Origin of the sequence: Lysinibacillus sp. NPDC095746, assembly GCF_044763535.1 — a bacterium.
Classification (GTDB): Bacteria; Bacillota; Bacilli; order Bacillales_A; family Planococcaceae; genus Lysinibacillus.
On the sequence record NZ_JBIWGL010000008.1, the window covers coordinates 75,350 to 99,824 of the forward strand.

Below are 24,475 nucleotides of genomic sequence, written 5' to 3' on the forward strand. Positions count from 1 at the left end.
ATTACGCGTTACGCATGATAATTGTTTCCATTGTATTTGCAACGTTTTGGCAATGATCAGCGATGTCTTCAAGTTGTTCATATATATCTTTATATTTAATAAGTCGAATTGGATCTTTTTCATTTAAAAATAGTTGTTTAATGGACGAACGTTGCACCTCATCACATTCACGTTCATAGTCCTTAATAAGAATTGAGTGTGGGCGCATGCCAATAAGATTCTTTTTCTTTAACTCTTCTGTTGCTTTAACAATTTCATCAGCACTTTTTGAAATATAGCCTAAGAAAGTACGCATTGATTCATCAACCTCAGTTAAAGAGAACATCTCAAAATGAGCGATACAATGCTCCGTACCATCTAATACATCGTCCATACGAATGGCGAATTCTAGAATGTCTTCGCGTTCGATAGGTGTCATAAATGATTTGTTTAGCATCACGATTAGTTCATGAATGAGCTTATCACCAGCTGTTTCGTAATTTTTCATAGTAATGCTAATCTCTTTTAGGTCAGCCACACTGTTAATACGAAAATCATTTGCGTAATGTACGGCCTCTCTCATATTCTCGGCAATTTTATGCAAAGCTATAAAGAAAGGGTCTTGTTTTTTTGAGTTAAGCATGTAAATCGAATCCTCCTGGATATAAATAAATTGGCCTCTAAACTTTACTATCATAACAAAATCTTTAAATTATCTACATAAAATTCTTTAATTCTACAGAAAACTTTACAATCTTGTAATATACAATTTGTTCACAAAATAATAAAGTTATCGCTGTATTTGTTTTTATTAATACAGAAAAATGCCTTAAATATAGGTTTTATAAAGAGATTTCTCTCTGTTTAATACAAAAAGATACTATTTGACCATAAAGTTTTGAAAAAATTTTCGAATGAATTGTAAAGCGAATGTAAAGAAAATGTTTTGCTTGTAGTTTCCATTTTCTTAAGAATATCTTCATTTTTATCCTTCAACTTTATTAAGATTTATATTCTACAATGGGGAAGTAAAGGCTCATAACCTAAAATTTAGGATGACTTTTGTAGGGAAGCAACTAGTAGGAACGTAAATTAACCCTACGTTATGAGTCAGAAGAAGGTGAAAGGGGAGTATATTTGAAAATGATTCAAGTCGAGAACTTACAACATACATTTTTAATTGGAAAGAAAGGCAAGGAAAAACAGGTTCCGGTATTAAAGGGTGTCAATTTTGAGGTGAAAAAAGGAGAGATTGTCGCAATCGTTGGGAAAAGTGGCTCTGGGAAATCAACCTTATTACAAATATTAGCTGGATATATGAAATCTGAACAAGGATCTATTAAGGTAAACGGAATGGAAACAGCTCATCTCACTGAAGTAGAAAGTGCTGCATTTCGCCTGCAACAGTTCGGATTTATCTTTCAAAACTTTCAATTGATGCCAGGCTTAACGGCATTTGAAAACATTGAGTTACCCTTGAAGTTACAGGGTATCAAGAAAGCTATGCGGATAGAAAAGGTAAAAAAATTAATGGACAAGGTTGGGTTAACAGAGGTGGCAGACCATTATCCAAATGAATTATCGGGTGGTCAGCAACAGCGTGTAAGTATTGCAAGAGCTTTAATTACAAATCCTCCTATTTTGTTGGCGGATGAGCCGACAGGAAGTCTTGATTCGGAAACAGAGCAAGATATATTGCTGCTCATTCAAAGCCTAAACCGTGAGCTTGGCTTAACATTTGTCATCATTACTCACGACGAGGAAGTAGCGACGATAGCGCATCGACGTTTCCGCATGTACGATGGGGTACTTGTAAAGGAGGAAGCATAATATGTTATTTAAAGATCAACTAGATTTTGTTAAACAGCATATAAAGAGAAATAAATTACGTGTGTTTATGACCGTGCTAGCGGCAACAATGGGCTGTGCATTTTTGATTGTCCTCGCATCAGTTGGGTTTGGGTTGCAGGATTCTTTACGTAATGAAATATTATCAGATGAAAAAGTGACGAAAATTCAAGTGCATGGGAATGATCAATTTACAGAGGAACAAATTAATGAAATAAAAAGTATAGATCATGTAGAAACCGTACTCGAAACGATTACTGTCAATGCATCCGCACAGTCAATTTTTGAGGATCGTGATACACAATCTGATTTATATGTTGCAAATATGCATGATTTTGAGCAAGTTAATGGCAAGCTCGCAGAAGGAAAGTATCCAACAAAGCCAAACGAAATCGTTGTAGGATACCATTTTGCTCAAACATTAGTCAATGATGCTGAGCGCAAAATTATTGAAGAAAAGAATAAAAAAGCTGAATTAGAAGGCACGTTTTATAATGGTAGTGAGGAAGGTTATAAGGACACATTAATTGGTAAAGAGATCGAATTATCATTAATGCCACATACTGATGGTGCAAAAGAGACAGAGAAAATGAAATATACGATTGCCGGTGTTATGAAGAAGCCTTCCTATGACTGGATGATCAACAATTCAATTTATATGGATACAGAGCAAAAGCCAATGCTAGCTACAAAGTTAGCAGCAACAGGTAATGTTAAAGAGGATGAGATGTTTTATTCGGAGTTTAATATTTTTGCTGACAGCATGGAAAATGTAAAGCCGATATTAGACAAACTAAAAGACAAAGGTTATAGCGTTTATTCAATTACTGAGCAATTGGATCAAATGAATGTATTTTTCCTAGTTTTAAAAATCGGTTTAATATTTGTAGGAACAATTGCTGTATTGATTGCCTCGATTGGTATTTTTAATACAATGACTATGGCGGTTACAGAGCGTACTCGTGAAATCGGTGTTTTAAAGGCAATCGGAGCAAGTCCAAAGCTTATTCAACGATTGTTCTTAATGGAAAGTACGTTCATCGGTATTATTGGGACTTTGATAGCTGTAGCTATTTCATATGTTATTAGCTTTGCAGCAAATGCTGCATTACCTTTAATTCTAGAAGCAGCAACAGGGGAAGATGCATTTAGTAAAAATGATATTACATTTTCACTTATTCCTTGGCAGCTAGTTCTTATTGCATCAGCGATTAGTATTGGTGTAGCGATGATTTCAGGCTATCGTCCAGCACGTAAGGCCACGAAAATTGACGTTATTCAAGCATTACGACAAGAACTATAATAGACAGGGCGGTCCAAAAGTTATTGGACCGCCCTTTTCATTTGCTTAAGTAAATGAAAAATACCCGCACTGCACTTACAAATAACGCGACATTTTATAGGTAAGCTTGTAACTCCTTCGCTAAAAATGGCTTGGCATTTAGCAACTTTATAAAGGCATCATAGTTAGCCCGCTGTTCAGAGCTTGGCTTTTTACCTGTATGATAAGCTCGTATTAAAATGTTTTTCGGTGTATTTTCCATATCTATAAACTCTAGCAATTGTGCCTCATAGCCAACGAGTGATAAGATTTCTGCTCGGACTGCATCTGTTGCGAGCGCTGCAAAACGTTCGCGTACGAGACCATGTTGAAGCATGATATCCAGTGCTGGTGTGTTAAGCTGACGATTTAGCTCATGCTGGCAACAAGGGACACTTAAAATAACGCTTGCTCCCCATTTCACAGCACGGGCTAATGCCATATCAGTGGCAACATCACAAGCGTGTAGAGTTACCACCATGTCCACAGCGGACTCCTCATTATAATCATTAATATCTCCTACTAGAAATTCGAGCTGCTCATAGCCTAAATCCTGTGCAATTCGTGAGCATTCTTCAATAACTTCCTTCTTTAAATCCAAACCAGTAACACGAATGTCTAAGCCCTTTTCGATTTTTAAGTAATGGTATAGGGCGAATGTTAAATAGGATTTGCCTGAACCAAAATCTAAAATACGAACTTGACGATCCTTTGGCAAATAGGTTAATGCATCATCAATAAATTCGATGAAGCGGTTGATTTGTTTAAACTTATCGTATTTTTGTTTCTTTATTTTTCCTTCTGCTGTTTGCACACCGAGACGAATTAAAAACGGGTATGGCTTATCCTCTGCCAGTAAATAGTTTTTCTTCCGATTATGCGCTAAATTAACTTGCTTTGGCGTTGAGGATTTATCAGATTTCCATAGTACTTTGTTCTTTTTTGATAGCTGTACTTGTATATTTTCATCAATAAAATCAATATGCGCTTGACGATAATCGTTAAAAAATGCTGCTAGTTTCTCAGGGAAATTTGCTAATAGAACATTTTCGTGTTTTAAAATACGTTCAAATTGATATTCAACTTGTATATGGTAAGTATCCTTCAGTAATAAAGGTTTTAGCTTTATACGCTTTACTTCGTTTGATTTCATACGAGGTTGACTGATCGTAGCAGTAACGAGTTGCTGCTGTAAAATCCGCTCCGTAAGCTGAGTTTTCATTTCTTCAAATGTCATACATTTCGCCTTCTTTATCGTGTTATAGATGGCACTAGTTTAACACATTTTATGAATTGCATTGCTATTATAAATTTTAGAAGTCGCTCCTTGAATAATTATAGGTTATCTTGTATATTTGTGGTATTTTAAATATAGGGAATTTTTAATAAAAAGACTCAAGGGGAAATAAGGGGGAAAAGTATGTCTGAAAACATGTATCAATTACTTGCGATTATTATTTATATGATCGCCATGCTAGGAATCGGTTGGTATGCATTTAGGAAAACATCAAATTTAACAGATTATATGCTAGGGGGGCGTTCGCTAGGACCTGCTGTTACAGCGCTGAGCGCAGGTGCAGCAGATATGTCTGGCTGGCTATTAATGGGTCTACCAGGCGCGATCTATTTAGCAGGACTTTCCAAGGCTTGGATTGCCATTGGCTTAACAATTGGCGCATATTTGAATTGGCTATTGGTAGCACCGAGGCTACGTGTATATACACAAGTTGCTAATGACTCAATTACTATTCCGAGTTATTTAGATAATCGTTTACGTGACAACACTAAGCTAATAAGAATTGCGTCAGGTATCATTATTTTAATCTTCTTTACATTTTATGTTTCTTCAGGAATGGTTGCAGGGGGTAAGTTTTTTGATAGCTCATTTGGCTATGAATACCATACTGGATTATTAATTGTATCTGCTGTAGTTGTAGCATACACATTATTTGGAGGATTTTTAGCGGTAAGTTATACAGACTTTTTACAGGGACTTATTATGTTTTTAGCACTTATAAGTGTACCGTTATTCGGCTTGTTTCTGACAGGTGGAATTGGCGATACAATAGCATCCATTAAAGCTGTAAATCCGGAACACCTAAGCTTATTGTCTTCCAATGCAACTGCTGCAGTAATTATTTCATCACTTGCATGGGGACTTGGTTATTTTGGACAACCACATATTATCGTACGCTTTATGGCGATAAGCTCAGTAAAAGAAACAACGCAGGCTCGTCGTATCGGTATTGGCTGGATGATGTTAAGTTTATTCGGAGCGATTGCAACAGCTTTAGTAGGTGTGGCTTATTATGAACAAAATGCAGGTGAATTAAAGGACGCTGAAACAGTATTTATTGTACTTGGCCAAATTTTATTCCATCCATTTATTGCAGGTATAATGCTAGCTGCCATTTTAGCAGCAGTAATGAGTACCATTTCATCGCAATTAATTGTTACTTCGTCAGCGCTTGTGGAAGATATTTACAAAGCTCTATTTAATAAAACAGCCGATGATAAGCATTATGTCTTTGTTGGTCGTGTTGCTGTTTTAGTTGTAGCTATCGTTGCAGGGATTTTAGCATGGAATCCAGATAGTTCTATTTTAGACTTAGTGGGCTTTGCTTGGGCTGGCTTCGGTGCAGCGTTCGGTCCTGTAATATTGCTGTCACTGTATTGGAGAAAATTAACGAATTACGGCGCGCTAAGTGGGATGGTAGCTGGTGCTGCAACTGCCTTTGTTTGGGGGAAAATAAAGTTCTTAGCTGATACATTATATGAAATTGTTCCAGGCTTCTTAGTATGCTTAATCGTTGCGGTTATTGTTAGTGCTTTGACATATAGACCGAATAAAGATATTGAAGACGAATTCAATCGCACAGAAGTATTACTAAAGGAAGAACGTAAGTAAACATGAAATGCGCCTTTTGCATAAGGGCGCATTTTTTACGATATATATGTTAAATGACACGAATTAGGACATTATATGGTAAGATGAAGAAAATTTGTCGTAGTAGCACCATAGTTTGGTGGGAGGTTTGTGGATGGATAGAATTAAAGAAGTAGATATATTGTTAGAAAAAGCTGTTTTAGTTGGTGTAAATCTACGGAATGATGAACATTTTGATTATTCAATGGAGGAGCTAAAAAATTTAGCTGAAGCGTTGAATGTTGAAGTGGCAGGCATCGTCACACAAAATTTAGAGCGCATTACACCATCTCATTATGTCGGTACTGGAAAAATTGAAGAAATAAAAAACTTTTATGATGAAGCACAAGCAAATTTAGTCATCTTTAATGATGAATTATCACCTTCGCAAATCCGTAATTTAGAACGTGATTTAGAGACGAAGGTTATTGATAGAACGATGTTGATTTTAGATATTTTTGGACGTCGTGCTAAAACACGTGAAGCACAGATGCAAGTCGAGTTAGCGCAGTTGCAATATATGCTACCTCGTTTAGTCGGCTTGCATGCATCTCTCAGCCGTCAAGGTGGTGGCACAGGGGGTGGCTTTAAAAACCGTGGTGCTGGTGAGACAAAGCTCGAGCTCGACCGTCGGAAAATTGAGGATCAGATTTCGAAAATAAAGAAGGAGCTAGAGCATGTAAAGGAGCAACGAGAGACGCAGCGTAAACAACGACGTAAAAATGCGATCCCTGTCGTATCCATTGTCGGCTATACGAATGCTGGTAAGTCAACTATTATGAATCAGCTACTTTCGAAAATAGGGCAAGAAGATCATAAACAGGTGTTTGAGAAGGACATGCTTTTCGCCACACTTGAAACATCCGTCCGCCAAATCGAATTATCTGATAAAAAGACATTCCTATTAACAGACACAGTTGGTTTCGTTAGTAAATTACCGCATCATTTAGTAAAGGCATTCCGCTCGACGTTGGAAGAGGCTCGTGATGCCGACTTACTGCTACATGTTGTAGATGTTTCCAATTCTGAGCACGGCTTTATGATGGATGTAACAAATGAAACGCTTAAGGCGGTTGGCGTTGAGGGGATTCCGACAATTTATGTGTATAATAAAGCTGATATAGCAAACGTTCCTTATCCTGTTATTAGTGGTGATAATATTTGGATTTCTGCGAAGCAAGGGATAGGGTTAGAAGAATTATTGCAAATGGTACGTCAGCATATTTTCTCTGCTTATGTAACATGTAATATGCTTATTCCGTATGAACAGGGGAATATTGTCTCTTATTTAAATGAACATGCTTCCGTCTATGAAACAGCGTATGAAGAAAATGGTACGCTTCTAACAATAGAGGTAAAAGAAGCGGATTACGCAAAATTCCAACAATATGTCATTAAATAAGCAATCACATCATTGTTCTAAAAGCATGCTAGAAGCACTCCCTGCTTCTAACATGCTTTTTTTGTAATCGTAAAGCAAATTTATATCGTTGTGAACGAAATTATAGATAATGCTAGCTTATTTGTTAATAAAATAAATAATCTGACTATAAAATATTTTAGAATAATTTTGTGGTAGTTTGTAATTCAGTGGATATAAAAAAGCGAGAAAACGTAGAAATAGCAACAGGTTTGCTATAATTCTATGAAAATCATTCTGAATTTAGAGAAAAGGTGTAATATTTCAACATTTTTTAAAACTCTTGAAAAAGTTTTTTAAACGCTTTAGTATGGTGAAATAAAGTTTTTATCCTTACTATTGGGTAATAATATTATTATTGAATAATGAAATCGGGAGAGGATATTTTTATGTCTACTAAAGATGAAATTGTAAAATCCGTCCCTCAAAATGGCTTTGTTGGACACCCTAAAGGGCTCTTTACATTATTTTTCACTGAATTTTGGGAACGATTCTCATACTACGGTATGCGAGCAATTCTGATTTTCTTTATGTATTATGAATTGCATGAAGGCGGCTTAGGCCTAGATCGTGGACTAGCGAATTCCATTATGGCTATCTACGGATCATTGGTTTACATGTCAGGAATTATCGGTGGTTGGATTGCTGACCGATTACTGGGTACCCGTAGAACCATTTTTTATGGCGGCGTGTTCATTATGTTTGGACATTTCCTGCTAGCGTTACCTGGTGGCGCGAGTATTTTATTTGTTTCAATGTTCTTTATTGTCATTGGGACAGGCTTATTAAAACCGAACGTTTCAAGCATTGTCGGAGATATGTATGCTGATACAGATAGTCGTCGTGATGCAGGTTTTTCGATTTTCTATATGAGCATTAACATGGGATCATTCCTTGCACCATTAATTGTCGGAACAATTGGACAACAGTATAACTTCCACCTAGGCTTTGGTGCAGCGGGGATCGGGATGTTATTTGGTTTAATTATTTTTAAATTAACAGGAAAAAAATATTTAGGATTAGCTGGGTTACAGGTAAACAACCCGTTACTGCCTGAAGAACGTAAAAAAGTCTTTACACGATTTGGGATTTTAGCGCTACTTATAATTATTGCTGGGGCAATAGGTATCAAAACTGGCGTACTAACAGTGAATGTTTTTGGTTTAATTATTACGGCGCTAGGTATCGCAATTCCAACGGTGTACTTTATTTATATGTATCGCAGTGAGAAAACAACGAAGGACGAGAAGTCTCGCGTGCTCGCTTATATTCCTTTGTTTTTATCGGCTGTAATGTTTTGGGCAATCCAAGAACAAGGGGCGACTATTTTAGCAACGTATGCAGATAGTCGTACACGATTGGATATTGGTAGTTTCCATATTCCATCTTCTTGGTTCCAATCGTTAAATCCTTTATTCGTCGTTACAATGGCTCCATTATTCGCCATGTTATGGATGAAGTGGGGAGATAAGCAACCATCTACACCGCGTAAATTCGCTTATGCATTATTCTTTGCAGGAATGTCATTCTTAGTGATGATGCTTCCAGCGTATTTATCTGGTGGTACAGATTTAGTAAGTCCATTGTGGTTAGTATTATCATTCTTTTTAGTTGTAGTTGGGGAGTTATTATTATCGCCAGTAGGGTTGTCAGTTACTACAAAGTTGGCTCCAAAGGCTTTTGCTGCACAAACGATGTCACTTTGGTTTTTAACAAGCGCAGCTGCGCAAGCAATCAACGCACAACTTGTAAAAGTCTATGAAGTGGTGAGTGAATTCACATACTTCGGTTTCTTAGGCTCATTATCAATTGTTTTCGGAGTTATAATTTTAGTACTTTCGCCAATTATTTCAAAAGCTATGCGAGGTATTAACTAATCAAAAGATGTGAGTACAGTTATTCAAATAACTGTACTTGCATCTTTTTTGTATGAGGAGAAATCTTATTGATACTTTGCATATCACATAACGTGTAGTTAATTTTCGTTCCGGTTGGCGCTTAGGCGTTGCCGCAACGCTTTCGCACAAAGCCGATTTCGGACGCAATTATGTCGAGCCATAGTTGATCAAATATCATCTCCTATTTTCGATGATGAGCCTTAAATTTAACTTATGTAGGCATATCATTGTAGCCTTTAGCGAAAATCAGCATCTTCTAATTATTAAAAGTGGCTAAAAGATAAAATTAATCAATGTACTTTATGTCTCGATGTAATAAATTATCTACAATATGAACGTAATAAACTGTATCATATAGTTAATTTCCTAAACGCGACAATATGTTTTCTGTGTGAAAAGATTTCAATTTCGTTATAATAATCTTAATAGTATGATAATTTAAGGGGTTGGATGCTATGAAGGAAGCTTTAAGTCGTTTGAGGCCAAGATTAATGGAGATTTTCACGTATTTACACGCGAATCCAGAAATAAGCTGGCATGAGGTAGAAACAACAAATTATATTGTTGATTTACTAACGCGGGAAGGTTTTTCACCAATACGCTTTAAAAACAGTACTGGACTTTATGTTGACGTAGGAAGTGGTAGTCCTAAAGTCGGTTTGCGTACGGACATTGATGCGTTATGGCAGGAAGTAGATGGTGAATTTCGTGCGAATCACTCCTGTGGCCATGACGGACATATGACGATGGCAATCGGTGCTCTATTACTTTTGAAAGAGCTTACTCCATCATTCAACGGTACAATTCGTGTGATTTTTCAACCAGCTGAAGAAAAAGGAACTGGTGCTTTATCGGTTTTAAAAGAAGGAATCATTGATGATTTAGACTTTTTATTTGGTGTCCATGTAAGACCTGTTCATGAGCTCGAAGACGGTACTTATTGTGCCGCATTGCATCATGGAGCCTCTCGAATGCTTGAGGGGGAAATCATTGGAGAAGATGCCCACGCAGCAAGACCGCATCTAGGCGTGAACGCCATTGAAGTAGGAGCAACTATTATCGAAGATTTAAGAACACTTCATACAGATCCAATGGTTCCTGTATCAATTAAGATGACCAAATTCCATGCTGGAGGAGAATCCGGCAATATTATTCCTGGAAGTGCAGCGTTTACCATTGATATACGAGCTCAACAAAATGATGTAATGGATACCCTTGCACAGGGAATAAAAAGGGTTATTGATTCTTCCAAGATCTTGCATAAAGTGCAGATTGAATTACGTACAGTAGCAAATGTAGTAGCAGCCGAAGTAGATCCAACTGCTCAATATATTATGGAGCAGGCAATCGTGCAAGCAACTGGGTTGTCGAATTTAAGAAAGCCAGTTCATACACCTGGAGGAGAAGACTTTCATCACTATGCTGTTCAACGCCCGCATTTAAAATCTACGATGTTAGGATTAGGTTGTGGGGTGACACCAGGCCTACATCATCCAAAGATGAAATTTAAGCAGGCGAGACTTGTGACGGGAGTTGAAATTCTTACAAGAGCGGTATTGTTAGCATTGGAGTCGGGGAACTCAAAGGAGGGATCAGCATAATGCTAGAGAAAGTACGTATTCAAAAAATAATAGCACCTACTGAAATTGCAGAAGTACAAATTTTGAACGAAGCTATATGGGGGAGTCAGGCTATTCCCTCACATCAATTGTTAGCAGCTGTACAAAATGGTGGATTAATCCTTGGAGCATATTTAGAAGAAAAGCTGATTGGCTTTAACTACTGCTTTGTTGGCTATCGACATGGAAAAATGTATTTACACTCACACATGATTGGCGTGGAGAAATCATATCGTGAACAAGGTGTAGGTGAATTATTAAAGCATGCCCAACAGGAATATGCAAAAGAACATGGGTTTCAGCTTGTGATTTGGCTATTTGATCCGCTAGAAGCGCGTATGGCTAATTTATCATTTTTAAAGCTCAATGCCTTTAGTTTTCAGTACGAAAATGATTATTATGGGACGCTCGAGGATGACTTTAACGATGGGCTACCTTCAGATCGAATCGTTGTTGAATGGTGGATTGAACGCGATCGAGTGGAGGATTCCCTAGATGAACTGGAAGAAGAAGCTGACGAAATTGTACCGTGGTCTTTAACGGTAGATGGCTTACCGGTGCTTGATGTTGATGGTGAATTTCAGCAAGAGCAATTGTATTATAGGGACGCCTATTTATTACCCATTCCTCAATTTTTACAAAAGATGAAAGTAGAGAGTCCTAAGCTTGCGGAGGACTGGCGTTATAAAGTACGTACTATTTTAACGACATTGTTTGAACAAAATTATGCAATTGTTCGAGTGAAAAAGAATAAGGAATATGTTCATAGCTATCTATTAGTCAGACGCTCCTTATTAGCTTTATAATAAGGATAAGGAGTGAAATCGTGTGAAACTAGAACAGATTACAGTGAGACATATAAAAATGCCTATGAAAGCACCGTTTACAACGAGTTTTGGCACAATTGATGAAAAAGAGCTCTTACTTATAGAAGCAATAGATCAATCAGGAACTGTAGGATGGGGAGAAGCTGTTGCCTTTGTAGCGCCTTGGTATACAGAGGAGACATTAACAACAACATGGCATATGCTTGAAGACTTCTTAATCCCCATCTTGTTACATAAAGAGGTCGGGCATCCAGATGAAGTCAGTGCTTTGTTCTCTGCTATTCGTCGTAATTGCATGGCGAAATCCTCTATTGAAGGGGCTATTTGGGATATTTATGCTCAACAAACGAAGCAATCACTTGCTCAAGCGTTAGGTGGAGTTAAGGAACAAATAGAGGTAGGCGTTAGCGTAGGTATTCAATCTTCCACAGATGCATTAATCGATTTAGTAAAAGGCCATGTAAATAAAGGCTATAAACGAGTAAAAGTGAAAATTAAGCCCGGTCACGATGTAGGAGTTATTCGTGCTATTCGTGCTGAAATGCCAGAACTGCCATTGATGGTAGATGCTAATTCTGCGTATACATTGAACGATATGGATGTATTGCAGCAACTGGATGCATTTAATCTATTAATGATTGAGCAGCCGTTAGCAGTTGATGATATTGTCGATCATGCTAAGCTACAGCGAAAGTTAAAAACGCCTATTTGCTTAGATGAAAGCATCACCTCCTACGAAGATGCTCGAAAAGCTATAGAGCTAGGTAGTTGTGGTGTTATTAATATAAAAATAGGACGTGTAGGCGGTTTAACGGAAGCAAGAAGAATTCATGATTTATGTAAGGAACATAATATCCCTGTTTGGTGTGGCGGTATGTTAGAGGCAGGAATCGGACGAGCACATAATATTGCATTAACATCGCTCTCTAATTTTGTGTTGCCTGGGGATACTGCAGGCTCTAGTCATTATTGGTATGAGGATATCATTACACCTGAAGTAATTGTAGAGGATGGTTATATTCGTGTGCCACAAACGGCTGGAATTGGATATACACCTAATATGAAGGTAATTAATAAGCAAACAATCAGTAAGAAGGTCTATCAATAATAGGTACATCACCAAATGTTGAGGATGACTTTTGGTAAAACGTCGACTATGTAAATAAGTTGATTGGAGTGGGGTCTGGGCGGCTACTTGGGGATTAGCATTATAATGAACGAAGGCTAAAACCATCACATCCTGTGATAACGTCGTGACCAACATCGTGTTGCTGCCGCTACGTTACACTACGCTTTCGCACAAAAAACATCGTGTTGCTGCCGCTACGTTGGCACTACGCTTTCGCACAAAAAACATCGTGTTGCTGCCGCTACGTTGGCACTACGCTTTCGCACAAAAAACATCGTGTTGCTGCCGCTACGTTAGCACTACGCTTTCGCGCAAAAAACATTTGTTGCCCCAAGCGGCTCATCGGACGCTCGCAGGAAGCTTTGCTCTGTGCAAAAGCGAAGCGGCAGCGGAAAAGCGCTCAGTCGGAACGGAAATCAACCACACGTTTTGGTGATGACCCTAATAATAGGATAAACAGGGAGAGAACTGATTGAAAAAAAGTTTGCAAATCGGTGGTGCCTATGTAGGGATTATTGTCGGTGCGGGATTTGCATCAGGACAGGAAATCGTACTATATTTTACGAGCTATGGCTTTCAAGGGATTTATGGTGCACTTATTGCTACAGTTGGGTTTGCCTTAGTAGGAATGTGCATTGCTCAAATTAGCTCAAGATTACGAACGACATCGCACAAGGATTTAATTTATCAAATTTCAGGTAATGCTGTAGGTTTAGTGATGGATTATTTACTGTCGCTCTTCTTATTCGGTGTAGCAGTAATCATGTTTGCAGGAGCGGGTGCTACGTTACATCAAATGTTTGGACTACCCGTATGGCTTGGGAGCATTTGTATGATTGTACTTACTATAGCGACGGTTATGATGGATGTGAAGAGCATTATAAACGTTATTGCCATTGCTACTCCCTATCTGTTAGCCATTGTCTCGATATTAGCGATCTATTCATTAGCTACGATGGATTTAACCTTTGTCGAACAAGCTGTTATTGCACAACAAGCACAGGTAAGTTCTAAAAGCTGGTGGGTTACTGCCTTACTGTATTTGTCTTTTAATATCGGTGTATGTTTTTCTCTTTTAACTGTTATGTGTGGGTCTATACGCAATGAAAAAGTGGCAGGGCTGGGAGGTATTATTGGTGGGATTTTGCTTGGCGCTTTAATTCTACTAATTAACCTGTCTCTTCTTGCAAAAATGAATGTTATCGTTGGCATTGATATACCAATGTTAGCTTTGGCAAATGAAATTCATCCTCTTATTGGTCTATTGATGTCCTTTTCTTTATTAGGAATGATTTATAATACAGCAGTGGGGATGTTCTATTCATTTATGGTGAGATTTTTAAACCCTAATAAGGCCAGTTTTAAGGTAACTGCCGTTTTTATCGGTAGTTTGGCCTTTTTAGCAAGTCTCGCGGGTTTTACAACGCTTGTAGCTAAGCTATATGCTGTGATGGGATATGTCGGTTTTGTATTAATCGTGTTAATTATTTTTGCGTGGCTAAAAGGCGGTCGACGAATAACTTAACTTCTTAGCACATTTCCCACTTGTACGGTGGTGTGATGAGTCACCTTTTAGTGGTGTCCAAACATCCGCTTAAATAGAGGAACCTAAGAACGCCACATCACCTGTGGCAATATCCCATTTACCCAAAGCCTCTGAACGTAATTATGTCGAGGTATAATTGGTAAGGTAATTGAGAAGGAATCAGTATTTTATTCTCAATTACCTTTTTATTTGTGCAAAAAATGTAGAGATTTTAACTTTAGAAATAACACTGAAGGCAAATTTTCCGTTGAGAACTCTTGTTTTTACGGATTCTTAAATAAAGCGAGAATAATTCTCAGTTGTAGGTTGACTGAGAATAAAAACACGCTTATAATGAGAATCGTGAGTAATGATAATCATTTTCAATGAGTGTTACGAGCAAAAATGAATCTACCGGGGATTACAATGAAAAAAAGATATCTTTTTACAGCAACTGTTGTTCTGTCTATAGTTTCACTATTTATCGGTGTAGTTGATATAAAACCGAGTGATCTATTAGATTTAGAATCAGAAGAAACTAGACTATTTTTTATTAGTCGTATACCGAGACTTGTAGCAATTTTGTTAGCAGGTGCAGGTATGAGTATTGCTGGTTTAATTATGCAAAGCTTAAGTAGGAATAAGTTCGTGTCACCAACGACAGCAGGTACATTAGATGCTACAAAGTTGGGGGTACTAATTTCGATGATGTTTTTCACAAATGTCACGTACTTTCAAAAAATTTCCTTCGCTTTCATATTTGCTTTAGCCGGCACATTATTGTTTATGCAAATATTAAATCGAATAAAGTTTAAAGATGCGATCTTTATACCGCTTATTGGCTTAATGTTTGGGAATATCCTTTCGTCAATTACGACGTTTTTTGCGTATAAGGCGGATATTATCCAAAACATTTCTGCATGGTTACAGGGAGATTTCTCATTAATGATGAAAGGTCGTTATGAGCTTTTATACATAAGTGTACCCGTGCTGATTTTAGCTTACATTTATGCGAACCGCTTCACAGTGGCAGGAATGGGTGAGGATTTTGCAAAAAACCTTGGTCTTTCTTATAAATTCGTTGTGAATTTAGGTTTAGTGTTAGTGGCACTTATTTCGACGACAGTGGTGCTAACAGTTGGTATGATACCGTTCCTTGGTTTAATCATTCCAAATATAGTTTCGCTGTTCAAAGGGGATAACCTTGCTAAGACATTGCCTCATACAGCATTACTAGGTATGTCGTTCTTATTATTTTGCGACATTGTAGGGCGTGTACTGATTTTCCCTTATGAAATTCCGATTAGTATGACGGTCGGTGTCATCGGAAGTGCGATCTTCCTAATTATGTTGTTTAGGGGGAGAGCATATGCGTAACCGTACAAAAATGTTGATTTTACTAGGTTTGGCTGTAGTATCTATTTTACTGTATGTATTTTATGAACTTAATGGTAACTATCATTATGCGTTTCCACGCCGCCTTATTAAAGTGGTAGCGATGTCGTTAACAGGAATTGCGATTGCATATTCAACTGTAGTATTCCAAACGATTACACATAACCGTATTTTAACGCCAAGTGTAATGGGGCTTGATGCATTATATATGATGGTTCAAACATTCATCTATTTCTTCTTTGGCTCTATGTCGATATTCGTTATTAACGCCAAATACAATTTCTTACTAGCTGTTTTAGCGATGGTTGTCTTTGCGCTAATATTTTATCGAGTATTGTTCAAGGAAGGAAAACGTCCGATTTATTTCTTGCTACTTGTCGGTATGATTGTCGGAACGTTTTTAGGAAGCGTAACTACGTTCTTCCAAGTTCTAATAGACCCGAATGAGTTTTTAAGCTTACAAAGTAAAATGTTTGCAAGCTTCAACAATGTCAATTCAGATTTAGTATGGCTTGCTGGTGTTGTCATAATCATTACCTTTGTTTATGGCTGGCGTCACATGAACCAATTAGATGTAATGTCTCTTGGACGTGATACAGCAATTAATTTAGGGGTACCGTATGACAAGCTTGTACAGCGTATGCTCATATTATCGTCAGTATTAATTGCCGTTTCTACAGCTCTTGTTGGGCCTATTACTTTCTTTGGCTTAATCGTGGCAAATTTATCGTATCAATTTTTCAAGACGTACAAGCATTCTGTGATAATCGCAGGTTCTTGTGTGATGAGTATTGTAGCTTTGGTCGGTGGACAGTGGGTGGTCGAACGTATTTTTAATTTCGATACAACACTAAGCGTTATTATAAACTTCGTAGGTGGCGTGTACTTCATCTACTTATTATTGAAGGAAAGTAGGTCAGCAGGATGATCCAAGTAAAAGAAATCTCTAAGTTTTTTGGGAAAAAACCGGTCATTCAAGATGTCAGTGTCGACGTTGCACCAGGGAAAATTACGTCTTTTATTGGACCGAATGGCGCAGGTAAATCAACATTGCTTTCAATGGTAAGCCGTTTACTTAATGCAGACACTGGAGAAGTATTACTCGATAAATCAGATGTACGTCGTTGGAAATCGGATGATTTTGCGAAGCGAGTATCTATTTTAAAACAGTCTAACTATATGAATGTTCGCCTAACAATCCGTGAGCTTGTTTCATTTGGGCGTTTCCCTTATTCGAAAGGGAATTTGAAGCCTGAGGATGAGCTAAAGATAGATGAAGCGATTCAATATATGAATTTAGGGGATATTCAGCACAATTATTTGGATGAATTATCTGGTGGTCAACGTCAACGTGCATTTATTGCAATGGTTATTGCGCAGGATACAGACTATATTTTGCTTGATGAGCCGCTTAACAATTTAGACATGAAGCACTCTGTGCAAATCATGAAAATTTTGCGAAAGCTCGTTGATGAGCTAGGGAAAACAGTTGTCATTGTATTACATGATATTAACTTTGCTTCTGTATACTCTGATCATATTGTCGCATTAAAAAATGGACGTGTTGTTAAAGACGGCCCAACAAATGACATCATCAACTCTGATGCGCTTAAGGAAATTTATGATATGGATATCCCGGTTCAAGAACAGAATGGTTGTCGCATTTGTGTATATTTTAACTCTTAAAAAAATAATAGATGGAAATCCATCTGAAAAATAAAGGAGCAATTTTACAATGAAAAATTGGAAATTACTTACTGTGTTAATGGCAATGATGCTATTAGTACTAGCTGCTTGCGGTTCTAAAGACGAAGCAAAAAAAGAAGATAAAGGTTCTTCAACTGATAAGCCAGCTGAAGAGCAAAAGGAAGAAGCTACAGCTTACCCACTAACAATCCCAGCTATTAAAGATGGTGAAGATACTTTTAAAGAAGTAACGCTTAAAGAGCAACCAAAGAATGTTGTTGTATTTGACTATGGTTTCCTTGATACTTTAGATGCTTTAGGTGTTGAAGTTGCAGGTGTTCCACAAAAATCAGTTCCAAAATACTTAAGTAAATATGCTGGTAAAGATTATGTTAATGTTGGTGCTTTAAAAGAGCCTGACTTTGAAGCAATCTCTTCTATGAATCCAGACGTTATTTTCATCTCTGGTCGTCAAGCATCTGCTTACGATGAATTATCTAAAATTGCGCCAACTGTCTATGTAGGTGTAGATGATCAAAATTTCGTGGAATCATTCAAAGAAAAAACAGAATTAGCTGGTAAGATCTTTGGTAAAGAAAAAGAAGCTGCTGATGCATTTGCTGCATACGAAGCAAAAGTAGAGGAAGTTAAAGCTAAAACAACTTCAGCTAAAGAAAAAGCTTTAATCGTTCTAGGTTCTGAAGGTTCATTATCTGCATATGGTCCTGGTTCACGTTTCGGTGTGATCCATGATGTATTTGGTGTAAAACCTGCTGATGAAAAAATTGAAGTTTCTACACATGGTTCTAACGCATCATTTGAATATGTACGTGACACAAACCCAGATGTTTTATTCGTAGTTGATCGTGATGCTGCTGTAAATCCAGAAGGCGAGTCTGGTACAAAAGCTGCGATTGAAAACGAAATCGTTGGTGCTACTAACGCTGCGAAAAATGGTAAAATCTTTTATCTAGATCCACAAGTTTGGTATTTATCTGGTGGCGGTTTAACTTCTGAAACTCAAAAAGCTGAAGACGTTTTAAAGGCGTTTAAATAATATGTTTGTACAAATTAAACGTATTGTCGTTACGGAAGGGAATTCGGATAAAGTTGTTGAGCGTTTTGGCGCCAAAGAAGATGGTCCATCATTGCTTGAGCAACAGCCAGGCTTTATCGATAAGCAAGTGCTTGTAAAAAAAGTACGACGTGGTGATGAGGAAGTGCTAATTGTGGTTCGATGGGAATCAGAAGAAGCCTGGAAAAACTGGGAGAAGAGTCCCGAACATATTGCTGGTCATAAAGCAAATGCGGGTAAACCTAAGCCTGATCATATTATCGAAAGTGGCCAAGAAGTTTATTATGTAAAAGGTTAATAATTAAAGGTGTCTCAAAATTCATTTGAGGCACCTTTTTCTTATGAATAGGACTACAATCATTGCATTGTCCGATAGAAATGCAATGATAGTCAAAAAACGACGGAAAAAATCATAGAACTATTAAAATGGCATAAAGAACGATATTAAGGAAGAAGGGCGAGGCACATAACTATATCTGTGCCATACCCAGTCTAATTTAATGCTTAATGGACGTTCTATTCCATGAATTTAATGTTGTAGTAATATTTAGAGAAAAACCATTGTCATTAATGGAAACCCCGGTGAAAGTGGCAGTCGATTGTTGTGGTACCCAATTTGCTTTTTTTACAGCAGTAACGTCCCTTAAAGAGGACATTGCCATTTCTGAATTAAAAAGAAAAGTAGGTAAACCGACTGTTTCTCCGATTTTAATAGGATTTCCAATTGACGAAGTGCTAGAGCAATTGCCTCTAGCATATATAATACTAAAGCTTGGTGACATATAGAGTACAGGCGTATGTATGTTCAATTCAGAGGTAAATGGACTTACTAATGGCAATATAGACAGGCTTTCTTCGGATACTCTTATAATTCCGTATTGTTCTATAAAACTGTCTAGCCTTTGCTGAACAGCATCTTCAAATCCAGGAATATTGCAAATAAAATTTGAAAATGTAGATTGGCTTTTATACTCTGCTAATGTTTCTTTAAAAACCTGTTGCTCAGCATCAATAATAATTTGCTCAATATATTGTTGTTCTTTCGAAGGTTTTTTAATAGTGATTTCTTCTTCAGAGATTAAAATTGTACAGGAAAAATTAGCTGTAAGTAATAAAACGTTTTCATTTACTTCATTTTTCATTTCAATCACTCCCAGGTTTCGAGAATTTCCTTGTTAATAGATTATGCGAAATGGCACATCACGATAAACGTAGGGGATTTCCATTCTAAATAGGCATTCAATGTAACTCTAAGCCCGAGAAGCGGCCGTCTTCTCCCCAATCAACTTATATACATAGTATCCAATCTAGTTTCTCATGAACTTTATAACTCAAAGATTAGTATACGAACAGAATACAAATTGATCTTAGCTTACTATAAGCGTATCATCAGTGAGGACGCCATTTCAATGGTGAGTTTACGCCAAAAAATGGCGGTCAATCATATGACTCCGCCATTTATTTTACTATCCCTAAATAAAGAAATGGCGTGCTTTCTACAAATACCGCCACTTTTTGGCGGTATATTGTGCTAATGATACAATGTAAAAAATTCCCTGATGATCTCAGTGTCTAGTATTATTTCCCATTAATCTGTATAATATTTATTAACATATTTAAGGGAGGAGAGGACTATTGCAGGAGCTTGACGAACAAATTAATGAAGCATTGGACATTCTAATTGAAAACGAGACATTGATCAGTCATGAATTACGGTCGATGCTAAAAAAATTTAAAGAAGAAAAAAAGGCAGTTGGCTATTCATTTGGTAAGCTTTGTTATTGGCATTATGAAGCGTTTACAGATTGTTTGAACGAGGACATTTATAATGTTGCCGCAGCTATCGAACTTTTAATTTTATCGTTTGATATAATCGACGACTTGCAGGACAAGGATTCAGACTATAGTTGGACTAAAACACCTGAATTATCATTAAATGTTGCTTTAGCTATGCTAGTTATGGCTTCTAGAACTATACGTAAGTCTATCTTTGAACACAAAAGTATTGCTATTCAAATACTGGAGGATTATGCATTACGAAGTATAAACGGTCAGCAACTAGATTTACTCAATACTTGTAGGGATGAGCATTCGTATATACAAATGATTGAACAAAAGTCAGGTTCTTTAACAGCAATGAGTTGCTTAATTGGCGAAGTGCTTGCAAAAGGAGCGATATCTTCTGAGGTTGAGGAGTATGGGAAATATATAGGTATTATCCAACAAATTAAAAACGATATTCAAAGTTTAAAAACTTGGGGACCTAAAAATGATCTACTAAATAAAAGATACTCATTGCCTATTATTTATCTTTTGTCACAGGGAAATGATGTTTCAAATTCTGTTGTAAACTATTATAATGATGATATAGATGCATTTTTAGATAATAATGCTACGGAAAATGAGTTGACAAATGGTGGCGCAATACGTTATGCAATTACTATTAAGAATGTTTACAAGTTTAGAGCATTAGATACTCTTGAAAATGTAGCTATAAATGAAGTATGTAAAGATTACCTAAAAAAACTAATAAATTGAGGAGAGATGAAGATGATTAATGTAATTCAACATCTAGAAAAAAACCCAGACTTAGTTGCACTCTTAAAAGAACAAAAAGCTTCATTAATTGGAGTTTCAGCTTTGGAGCAAAGAGCGATACTTGATTCATTTGAAGAAGACGTACGCTTAGAAAATGGATTTTGGAACTAAAAATATTTAAACGTATATGGTTTCTGCTTGCTGTAAGTATTTACATATTGCTAGGAACTTACCTACTGTATATTACTTACAGCAAGCATTATTTGGGTATAGATTTAAAAGAAGAGAATGGGGAATGGGTAGTAACTAGTTCGTACAATAAACAATTAGAGAGCGGAATTAGAATTTCTGAAGGAGATGTTATTTTAAGTGTAAATAACATTCATACAGAGGATATCCCTAATGTAAAACATGATCATTTATTACGTACGGCAAGCTTGCTAACAATTATGAAACCTAACGGACAAATAATGGATGTGAGCGTTAGTAGATTTGATTTACTAGAGCAATATTTTCATTACATATTGGTAATTCCTTCTTGTTACTTTTTTTTAACATTAATCATTGTGTTTTACTTATACTTCAAACAAAAAAATACATCTCTTTTATGTTTACTTATTTTATTTATGCTCACTGTTTCCATGGCTTATGTTAGCATTGGTGCATCCGGCAGTCTAAACAGTATTGGTGTAATCGTTAACCGTGGTAGCATGTTACTATGCTTAGTGTTATTACTCCACTTCTTAAGGAATTATTACACATTTTTAAAAACTAATTGGTTGCTTTCTAATAATATAAAATTATTTTATATACTTCCTATGATAGCAATGATATTGGGCGGTATTGGTATTATTTATCCTGCTGTTAATAATTTACTTTCGAATATTGTACTAGCTATGTTCTTCGTTTTCCTTATTATCATACTTAGTATTTTATTGCTAAGCTATTTCAAATATAAATCGCCTCAGTTAAAAATTTTATTAATTAGTATAATGATTCCGTTTCTGCCATTCCTTTTTCTATATGCGCTCCCTTACATTTTATTTCATCAATATATACTTTCCGCTGAAATTAGTGCTCTTTTTTTATTGTTAATTCCGTTTAGTTTTATTTTTACGCAGTTAGCAGAGCGGCTATTTGATATCGAATATCATATTACTAGATTACGTTATTATGTAATCTTTTCATTGATTTTTACGTTGTGGTTTGTAGTTGGATTGTATTGGATTGCAGGAAAATATTTAACGATGACCGTCATATCCGGTGTTTCATTTTTTACTTTTACATCGTTAGTTGTTCTTTTTTACATAAAAGAGAAAGTCGATTATCGAAAACGAAAAATCTTATTTTCAACAAAAGGGGATTATATACATCAGTTATATACAGCTGTAGATAAGATTGGTAAAACAATAAAAATAGATAATCTTCTAGAAAAATTTGTGCAAGAGGTTTCTTTACATCTTGAGCTTGAACATGTATTTGTATTAACTTATGACTATGACAAAAAGCAATTTACAGCAACGGTTGAGGGCGGTCTTCCGATTAATCCAATGTTAATGGAAGATTTAAAATTAGGGGAAATTAAAAAATTTGATCAAGTCTATCTCGCTTTCCTCCATCAAGATGCACATTATAAAAGAGCATTAGTATTGCGACATAATAACTCGATTCATTTGAAAGATGAAGAGCTTCTATGGCTTGAATTGCTCTTATTATATGTAAATAATTTTATTGAAAATACAAAGATGGTAGAAGAACTGTTAGAGGAATTAAAGCATATGAGGCAAGCAGATGATAGTCAATTGCCTTGGTTAAGCAAATTATTATGGTTAAGATTTGAAGAGGAAAAATATCAATTAGCTCAAGAATTACATGATACAAATTTGCAAGAGCAGCTCCATATTGCCCGGGAAGTTGATGTCCTAGTCAATAGGAAGGATGCAACAGATATCCAGCCAAAACTTGCGAAAATTCATCAGCAGATGGTTACATCTTTACATGATTTAAGAGCTTATTGCGAAAATTTGAAGCCCCCATTATTAGATACATTAGGATTGAATGCTGCATTAGAGAAGCTAATTCGCAAAGTAATAGAAAGAGCTAGTTTTGTGTTAATTTATACGATCGATCGCCTTTATTTAGAGGATGAGCGTATGAATTTAATGATTTATCGACTATTTCAAGAATTACTCAATAACGCGTTAAAACATTCCTATGCAACAACAGTTGAAATTCATTTGCGGGAAATGGACGATGGTTTCGAAATTATCTACAGGGATGATGGTGTAGGCTGTAATATTGGGGATATAATTGTCGCAGAATCGATGGGAATTCAAGGTATGCAAGAACGTGTAAAGGCCTTTAACGGACAGTTTTACATCGATTCGCAGGTTAGTAAAGGAATGTCTATTAGAATTACAGTAAAAGAAGGAAGTGATACACTTGATTACGATGCTCATAGTGGATGATCACCCTATTGTGTTAGAGGGAACGAAAAACCTATTTCAAGAAAATGAAGATATTATAGTTGATACAGAAAGCGATGCAACTCGTGTCATACAGAAAATTAAAAACAAGCCTTATGATATCTACTTAATTGATATAAATATGCCGTTAGAAAATGGCATTAATGTAGGACGTAACATTAAAGCTATCCAGTCAAATGCTTCAATTATTCTTTATACTGGTGATGATATAACTGATTATTATCCACTTATTTTAGAAAGGAAAATCGAAGGTATTTTAGCTAAAACAGCATCTAAGGAGCAAATTTTACGAACTGTTCGGGCCATTGCAAATGGTGAAATTGTTTTACCTCAAAATTTCTTGGATTTTCTGGATAATAAATTTCAATTGCAAAATGCCAAACTCGATATTCACTTAAATGAAAAAGAAAAGAAAATTTTAAGATTGATTGCGGAAGGGCATACAAATAAAGCAATTGCGATAGAGTTAAATATTCCTCAGCGGACAACCGAAAGATATTTAACTCAGCTATTTTCTTTACTGAATGTAGATTCACGGACAGAGGCAGTAAATCTTGCAGAAAGAATGAATTTACTATAGATTGTCTGTATGTTATACTAACTTTCGTTGGTATATTTTTCAATAAAAAGGGAGAGTTTGGGTGGTTTCCTAACACAATATATTTACCTAGTAAATCATACCTAAATTTCAATTCTAAATACCTATATTTTTAAAATAACACCGCCAAATTATGGCGGTGTTTTTTCTATGTCCGCCAAATCACGCCAAAAATCGGCCTAAAAACCGCCAAAAAATTGGCGTA

General features: G+C 36.4%; 21 protein-coding genes. 18 read left to right on the top strand and 3 right to left on the bottom strand.

Going from position 1 to position 24,475, the window contains the following annotated elements; translation table 11 throughout:
- Position 1: 1 nt before the first annotated feature.
- Positions 2–622, bottom strand: coding sequence for a DUF47 domain-containing protein (locus tag ACIQ7N_RS08130; RefSeq protein WP_249074778.1), 621 nt, complete (start codon positions 620–622; stop codon positions 2–4).
- A gap of 500 nt (positions 623–1,122) precedes the next feature.
- On the opposite strand from ACIQ7N_RS08130, the gene ACIQ7N_RS08135 reads away from it, so the two are divergent.
- Entirely contained in the window at positions 1,123–1,809 is a 687-nt protein-coding gene (locus ACIQ7N_RS08135) for an ABC transporter ATP-binding protein (protein WP_402931330.1), read from the top strand.
- 1 nt (position 1,810) lies between these two features.
- Positions 1,811–3,130, top strand: a complete 1,320-nt coding sequence (locus ACIQ7N_RS08140) for an ABC transporter permease (protein ID WP_402931332.1) — start codon at positions 1,811–1,813, stop codon at positions 3,128–3,130.
- A gap of 94 nt (positions 3,131–3,224) precedes the next feature.
- Here ACIQ7N_RS08140 and ACIQ7N_RS08145 read toward each other — a convergent pair whose 3' ends face one another.
- Entirely contained in the window at positions 3,225–4,385 is a 1,161-nt protein-coding gene (locus ACIQ7N_RS08145; RefSeq protein ID WP_402931333.1) for a class I SAM-dependent methyltransferase, read from the bottom strand.
- 183 nt (positions 4,386–4,568) lie between these two features.
- Here ACIQ7N_RS08145 and putP point away from each other — a divergent pair, with 183 nt between their 5' ends.
- The 12 genes from putP (at position 4,569) to ACIQ7N_RS08205 (ending at position 18,946) form a co-directional block, all read left to right on the top strand.
- A complete protein-coding gene (putP, locus tag ACIQ7N_RS08150) occupies positions 4,569–6,056 on the top strand; it encodes a sodium/proline symporter PutP (RefSeq protein ID WP_402931335.1) in 1,488 nt (495 codons plus the stop codon).
- Between the two features lie 133 nt (positions 6,057–6,189).
- Complete coding sequence (hflX, locus tag ACIQ7N_RS08155; RefSeq protein WP_132361507.1) at positions 6,190–7,476, top strand: GTPase HflX; 1,287 nt, start codon at positions 6,190–6,192, stop codon at positions 7,474–7,476.
- A gap of 407 nt (positions 7,477–7,883) precedes the next feature.
- Positions 7,884–9,371: a peptide MFS transporter gene (locus ACIQ7N_RS08160; protein ID WP_402931337.1), complete on the top strand. Its 1,488-nt coding sequence runs from the start codon at positions 7,884–7,886 to the stop codon at positions 9,369–9,371.
- Between the two features lie 476 nt (positions 9,372–9,847).
- Positions 9,848–10,993, top strand: a complete 1,146-nt coding sequence (locus ACIQ7N_RS08165; protein WP_402931338.1) for a M20 peptidase aminoacylase family protein — start codon at positions 9,848–9,850, stop codon at positions 10,991–10,993.
- Complete coding sequence (locus ACIQ7N_RS08170) at positions 10,993–11,817, top strand: GNAT family N-acetyltransferase (RefSeq protein WP_402931339.1); 825 nt, start codon at positions 10,993–10,995, stop codon at positions 11,815–11,817. Before ACIQ7N_RS08165 ends, ACIQ7N_RS08170 begins: the two co-directional genes overlap by 1 nt.
- Before the next feature lie 22 nt (positions 11,818–11,839).
- Complete coding sequence (gene menC / locus ACIQ7N_RS08175) at positions 11,840–12,946, top strand: o-succinylbenzoate synthase (RefSeq protein WP_132361516.1); 1,107 nt, start codon at positions 11,840–11,842, stop codon at positions 12,944–12,946.
- A 493-nt stretch (positions 12,947–13,439) separates the two neighbouring features.
- Positions 13,440–14,492: a YkvI family membrane protein gene (locus ACIQ7N_RS08180; RefSeq protein ID WP_402931340.1), complete on the top strand. Its 1,053-nt coding sequence runs from the start codon at positions 13,440–13,442 to the stop codon at positions 14,490–14,492.
- A gap of 426 nt (positions 14,493–14,918) precedes the next feature.
- Positions 14,919–15,869: an ABC transporter permease gene (locus ACIQ7N_RS08185; RefSeq protein ID WP_132361520.1), complete on the top strand. Its 951-nt coding sequence runs from the start codon at positions 14,919–14,921 to the stop codon at positions 15,867–15,869.
- Positions 15,862–16,815, top strand: a complete 954-nt coding sequence (locus tag ACIQ7N_RS08190) for an iron chelate uptake ABC transporter family permease subunit (RefSeq protein ID WP_132361522.1) — start codon at positions 15,862–15,864, stop codon at positions 16,813–16,815. Before ACIQ7N_RS08185 ends, ACIQ7N_RS08190 begins: the two co-directional genes overlap by 8 nt.
- A complete protein-coding gene (locus ACIQ7N_RS08195) occupies positions 16,812–17,573 on the top strand; it encodes an iron ABC transporter ATP-binding protein (RefSeq protein ID WP_323654661.1) in 762 nt (253 codons plus the stop codon). The genes ACIQ7N_RS08190 and ACIQ7N_RS08195 overlap by 4 nt, the downstream gene beginning before the upstream one ends.
- A 49-nt stretch (positions 17,574–17,622) precedes the next feature.
- On the top strand, positions 17,623–18,630 hold the full coding sequence (locus ACIQ7N_RS08200; RefSeq protein ID WP_248717319.1) for a siderophore ABC transporter substrate-binding protein: 1,008 nt from the start codon (positions 17,623–17,625) through the stop codon (positions 18,628–18,630).
- A gap of 1 nt (position 18,631) precedes the next feature.
- Positions 18,632–18,946 carry an antibiotic biosynthesis monooxygenase family protein gene (locus ACIQ7N_RS08205; RefSeq protein ID WP_132361528.1) on the top strand — a complete coding sequence of 105 codons (315 nt, stop codon included), beginning with the start codon at positions 18,632–18,634 and terminating at the stop codon, positions 18,944–18,946.
- Positions 18,947–19,145: 199 nt separating this feature from the next.
- Here ACIQ7N_RS08205 and ACIQ7N_RS08210 read toward each other — a convergent pair whose 3' ends face one another.
- Positions 19,146–19,790: a hypothetical protein gene (locus ACIQ7N_RS08210; protein WP_402931342.1), complete on the bottom strand. Its 645-nt coding sequence runs from the start codon at positions 19,788–19,790 to the stop codon at positions 19,146–19,148.
- A 493-nt stretch (positions 19,791–20,283) separates the two neighbouring features.
- On the opposite strand from ACIQ7N_RS08210, the gene ACIQ7N_RS08215 reads away from it, so the two are divergent.
- The 4 genes from ACIQ7N_RS08215 to ACIQ7N_RS08230 are packed head-to-tail and all read left to right on the top strand — an operon-like array spanning position 20,284 to position 24,252.
- Positions 20,284–21,186: a polyprenyl synthetase family protein gene (locus ACIQ7N_RS08215; protein WP_402931343.1), complete on the top strand. Its 903-nt coding sequence runs from the start codon at positions 20,284–20,286 to the stop codon at positions 21,184–21,186.
- Between the two features lie 12 nt (positions 21,187–21,198).
- On the top strand, positions 21,199–21,357 hold the full coding sequence (comX, locus tag ACIQ7N_RS08220; protein ID WP_142508541.1) for a competence pheromone ComX: 159 nt from the start codon (positions 21,199–21,201) through the stop codon (positions 21,355–21,357).
- A 47-nt stretch (positions 21,358–21,404) separates the two neighbouring features.
- Positions 21,405–23,654 (top strand): ATP-binding protein, encoded by a 2,250-nt coding sequence (locus ACIQ7N_RS08225; protein ID WP_402931385.1) that lies wholly within the window; start codon positions 21,405–21,407, stop codon positions 23,652–23,654.
- Positions 23,655–23,664: 10 nt separating this feature from the next.
- Positions 23,665–24,252 carry a response regulator gene (locus tag ACIQ7N_RS08230; protein WP_274067158.1) on the top strand — a complete coding sequence of 196 codons (588 nt, stop codon included), beginning with the start codon at positions 23,665–23,667 and terminating at the stop codon, positions 24,250–24,252.
- Positions 24,253–24,475: the final 223 nt, after the last annotated feature.

Coding starts and splice junctions, on each gene's coding strand:
- ACIQ7N_RS08135 (WP_402931330.1), top strand. CDS start 1,123: ATGATTCAAGTCGAGAACTTACAACATACATTTTTAATTGGAAAGAAA.
- ACIQ7N_RS08165 (WP_402931338.1), top strand. CDS start 9,848: ATGAAGGAAGCTTTAAGTCGTTTGAGGCCAAGATTAATGGAGATTTTC.
- ACIQ7N_RS08170 (WP_402931339.1), top strand. CDS start 10,993: ATGCTAGAGAAAGTACGTATTCAAAAAATAATAGCACCTACTGAAATT.
- hflX (WP_132361507.1), top strand. CDS start 6,190: ATGGATAGAATTAAAGAAGTAGATATATTGTTAGAAAAAGCTGTTTTA.
- ACIQ7N_RS08130 (WP_249074778.1), bottom strand. CDS start 622: ATGCTTAACTCAAAAAAACAAGACCCTTTCTTTATAGCTTTGCATAAA.
- ACIQ7N_RS08200 (WP_248717319.1), top strand. CDS start 17,623: ATGAAAAATTGGAAATTACTTACTGTGTTAATGGCAATGATGCTATTA.
- ACIQ7N_RS08145 (WP_402931333.1), bottom strand. CDS start 4,385: ATGACATTTGAAGAAATGAAAACTCAGCTTACGGAGCGGATTTTACAG.
- ACIQ7N_RS08210 (WP_402931342.1), bottom strand. CDS start 19,790: ATGAAAAATGAAGTAAATGAAAACGTTTTATTACTTACAGCTAATTTT.
- putP (WP_402931335.1), top strand. CDS start 4,569: ATGTCTGAAAACATGTATCAATTACTTGCGATTATTATTTATATGATC.
- ACIQ7N_RS08190 (WP_132361522.1), top strand. CDS start 15,862: ATGCGTAACCGTACAAAAATGTTGATTTTACTAGGTTTGGCTGTAGTA.
- ACIQ7N_RS08140 (WP_402931332.1), top strand. CDS start 1,811: ATGTTATTTAAAGATCAACTAGATTTTGTTAAACAGCATATAAAGAGA.
- ACIQ7N_RS08195 (WP_323654661.1), top strand. CDS start 16,812: ATGATCCAAGTAAAAGAAATCTCTAAGTTTTTTGGGAAAAAACCGGTC.
- ACIQ7N_RS08185 (WP_132361520.1), top strand. CDS start 14,919: ATGAAAAAAAGATATCTTTTTACAGCAACTGTTGTTCTGTCTATAGTT.
- ACIQ7N_RS08160 (WP_402931337.1), top strand. CDS start 7,884: ATGTCTACTAAAGATGAAATTGTAAAATCCGTCCCTCAAAATGGCTTT.
- comX (WP_142508541.1), top strand. CDS start 21,199: ATGATTAATGTAATTCAACATCTAGAAAAAAACCCAGACTTAGTTGCA.
- ACIQ7N_RS08205 (WP_132361528.1), top strand. CDS start 18,632: ATGTTTGTACAAATTAAACGTATTGTCGTTACGGAAGGGAATTCGGAT.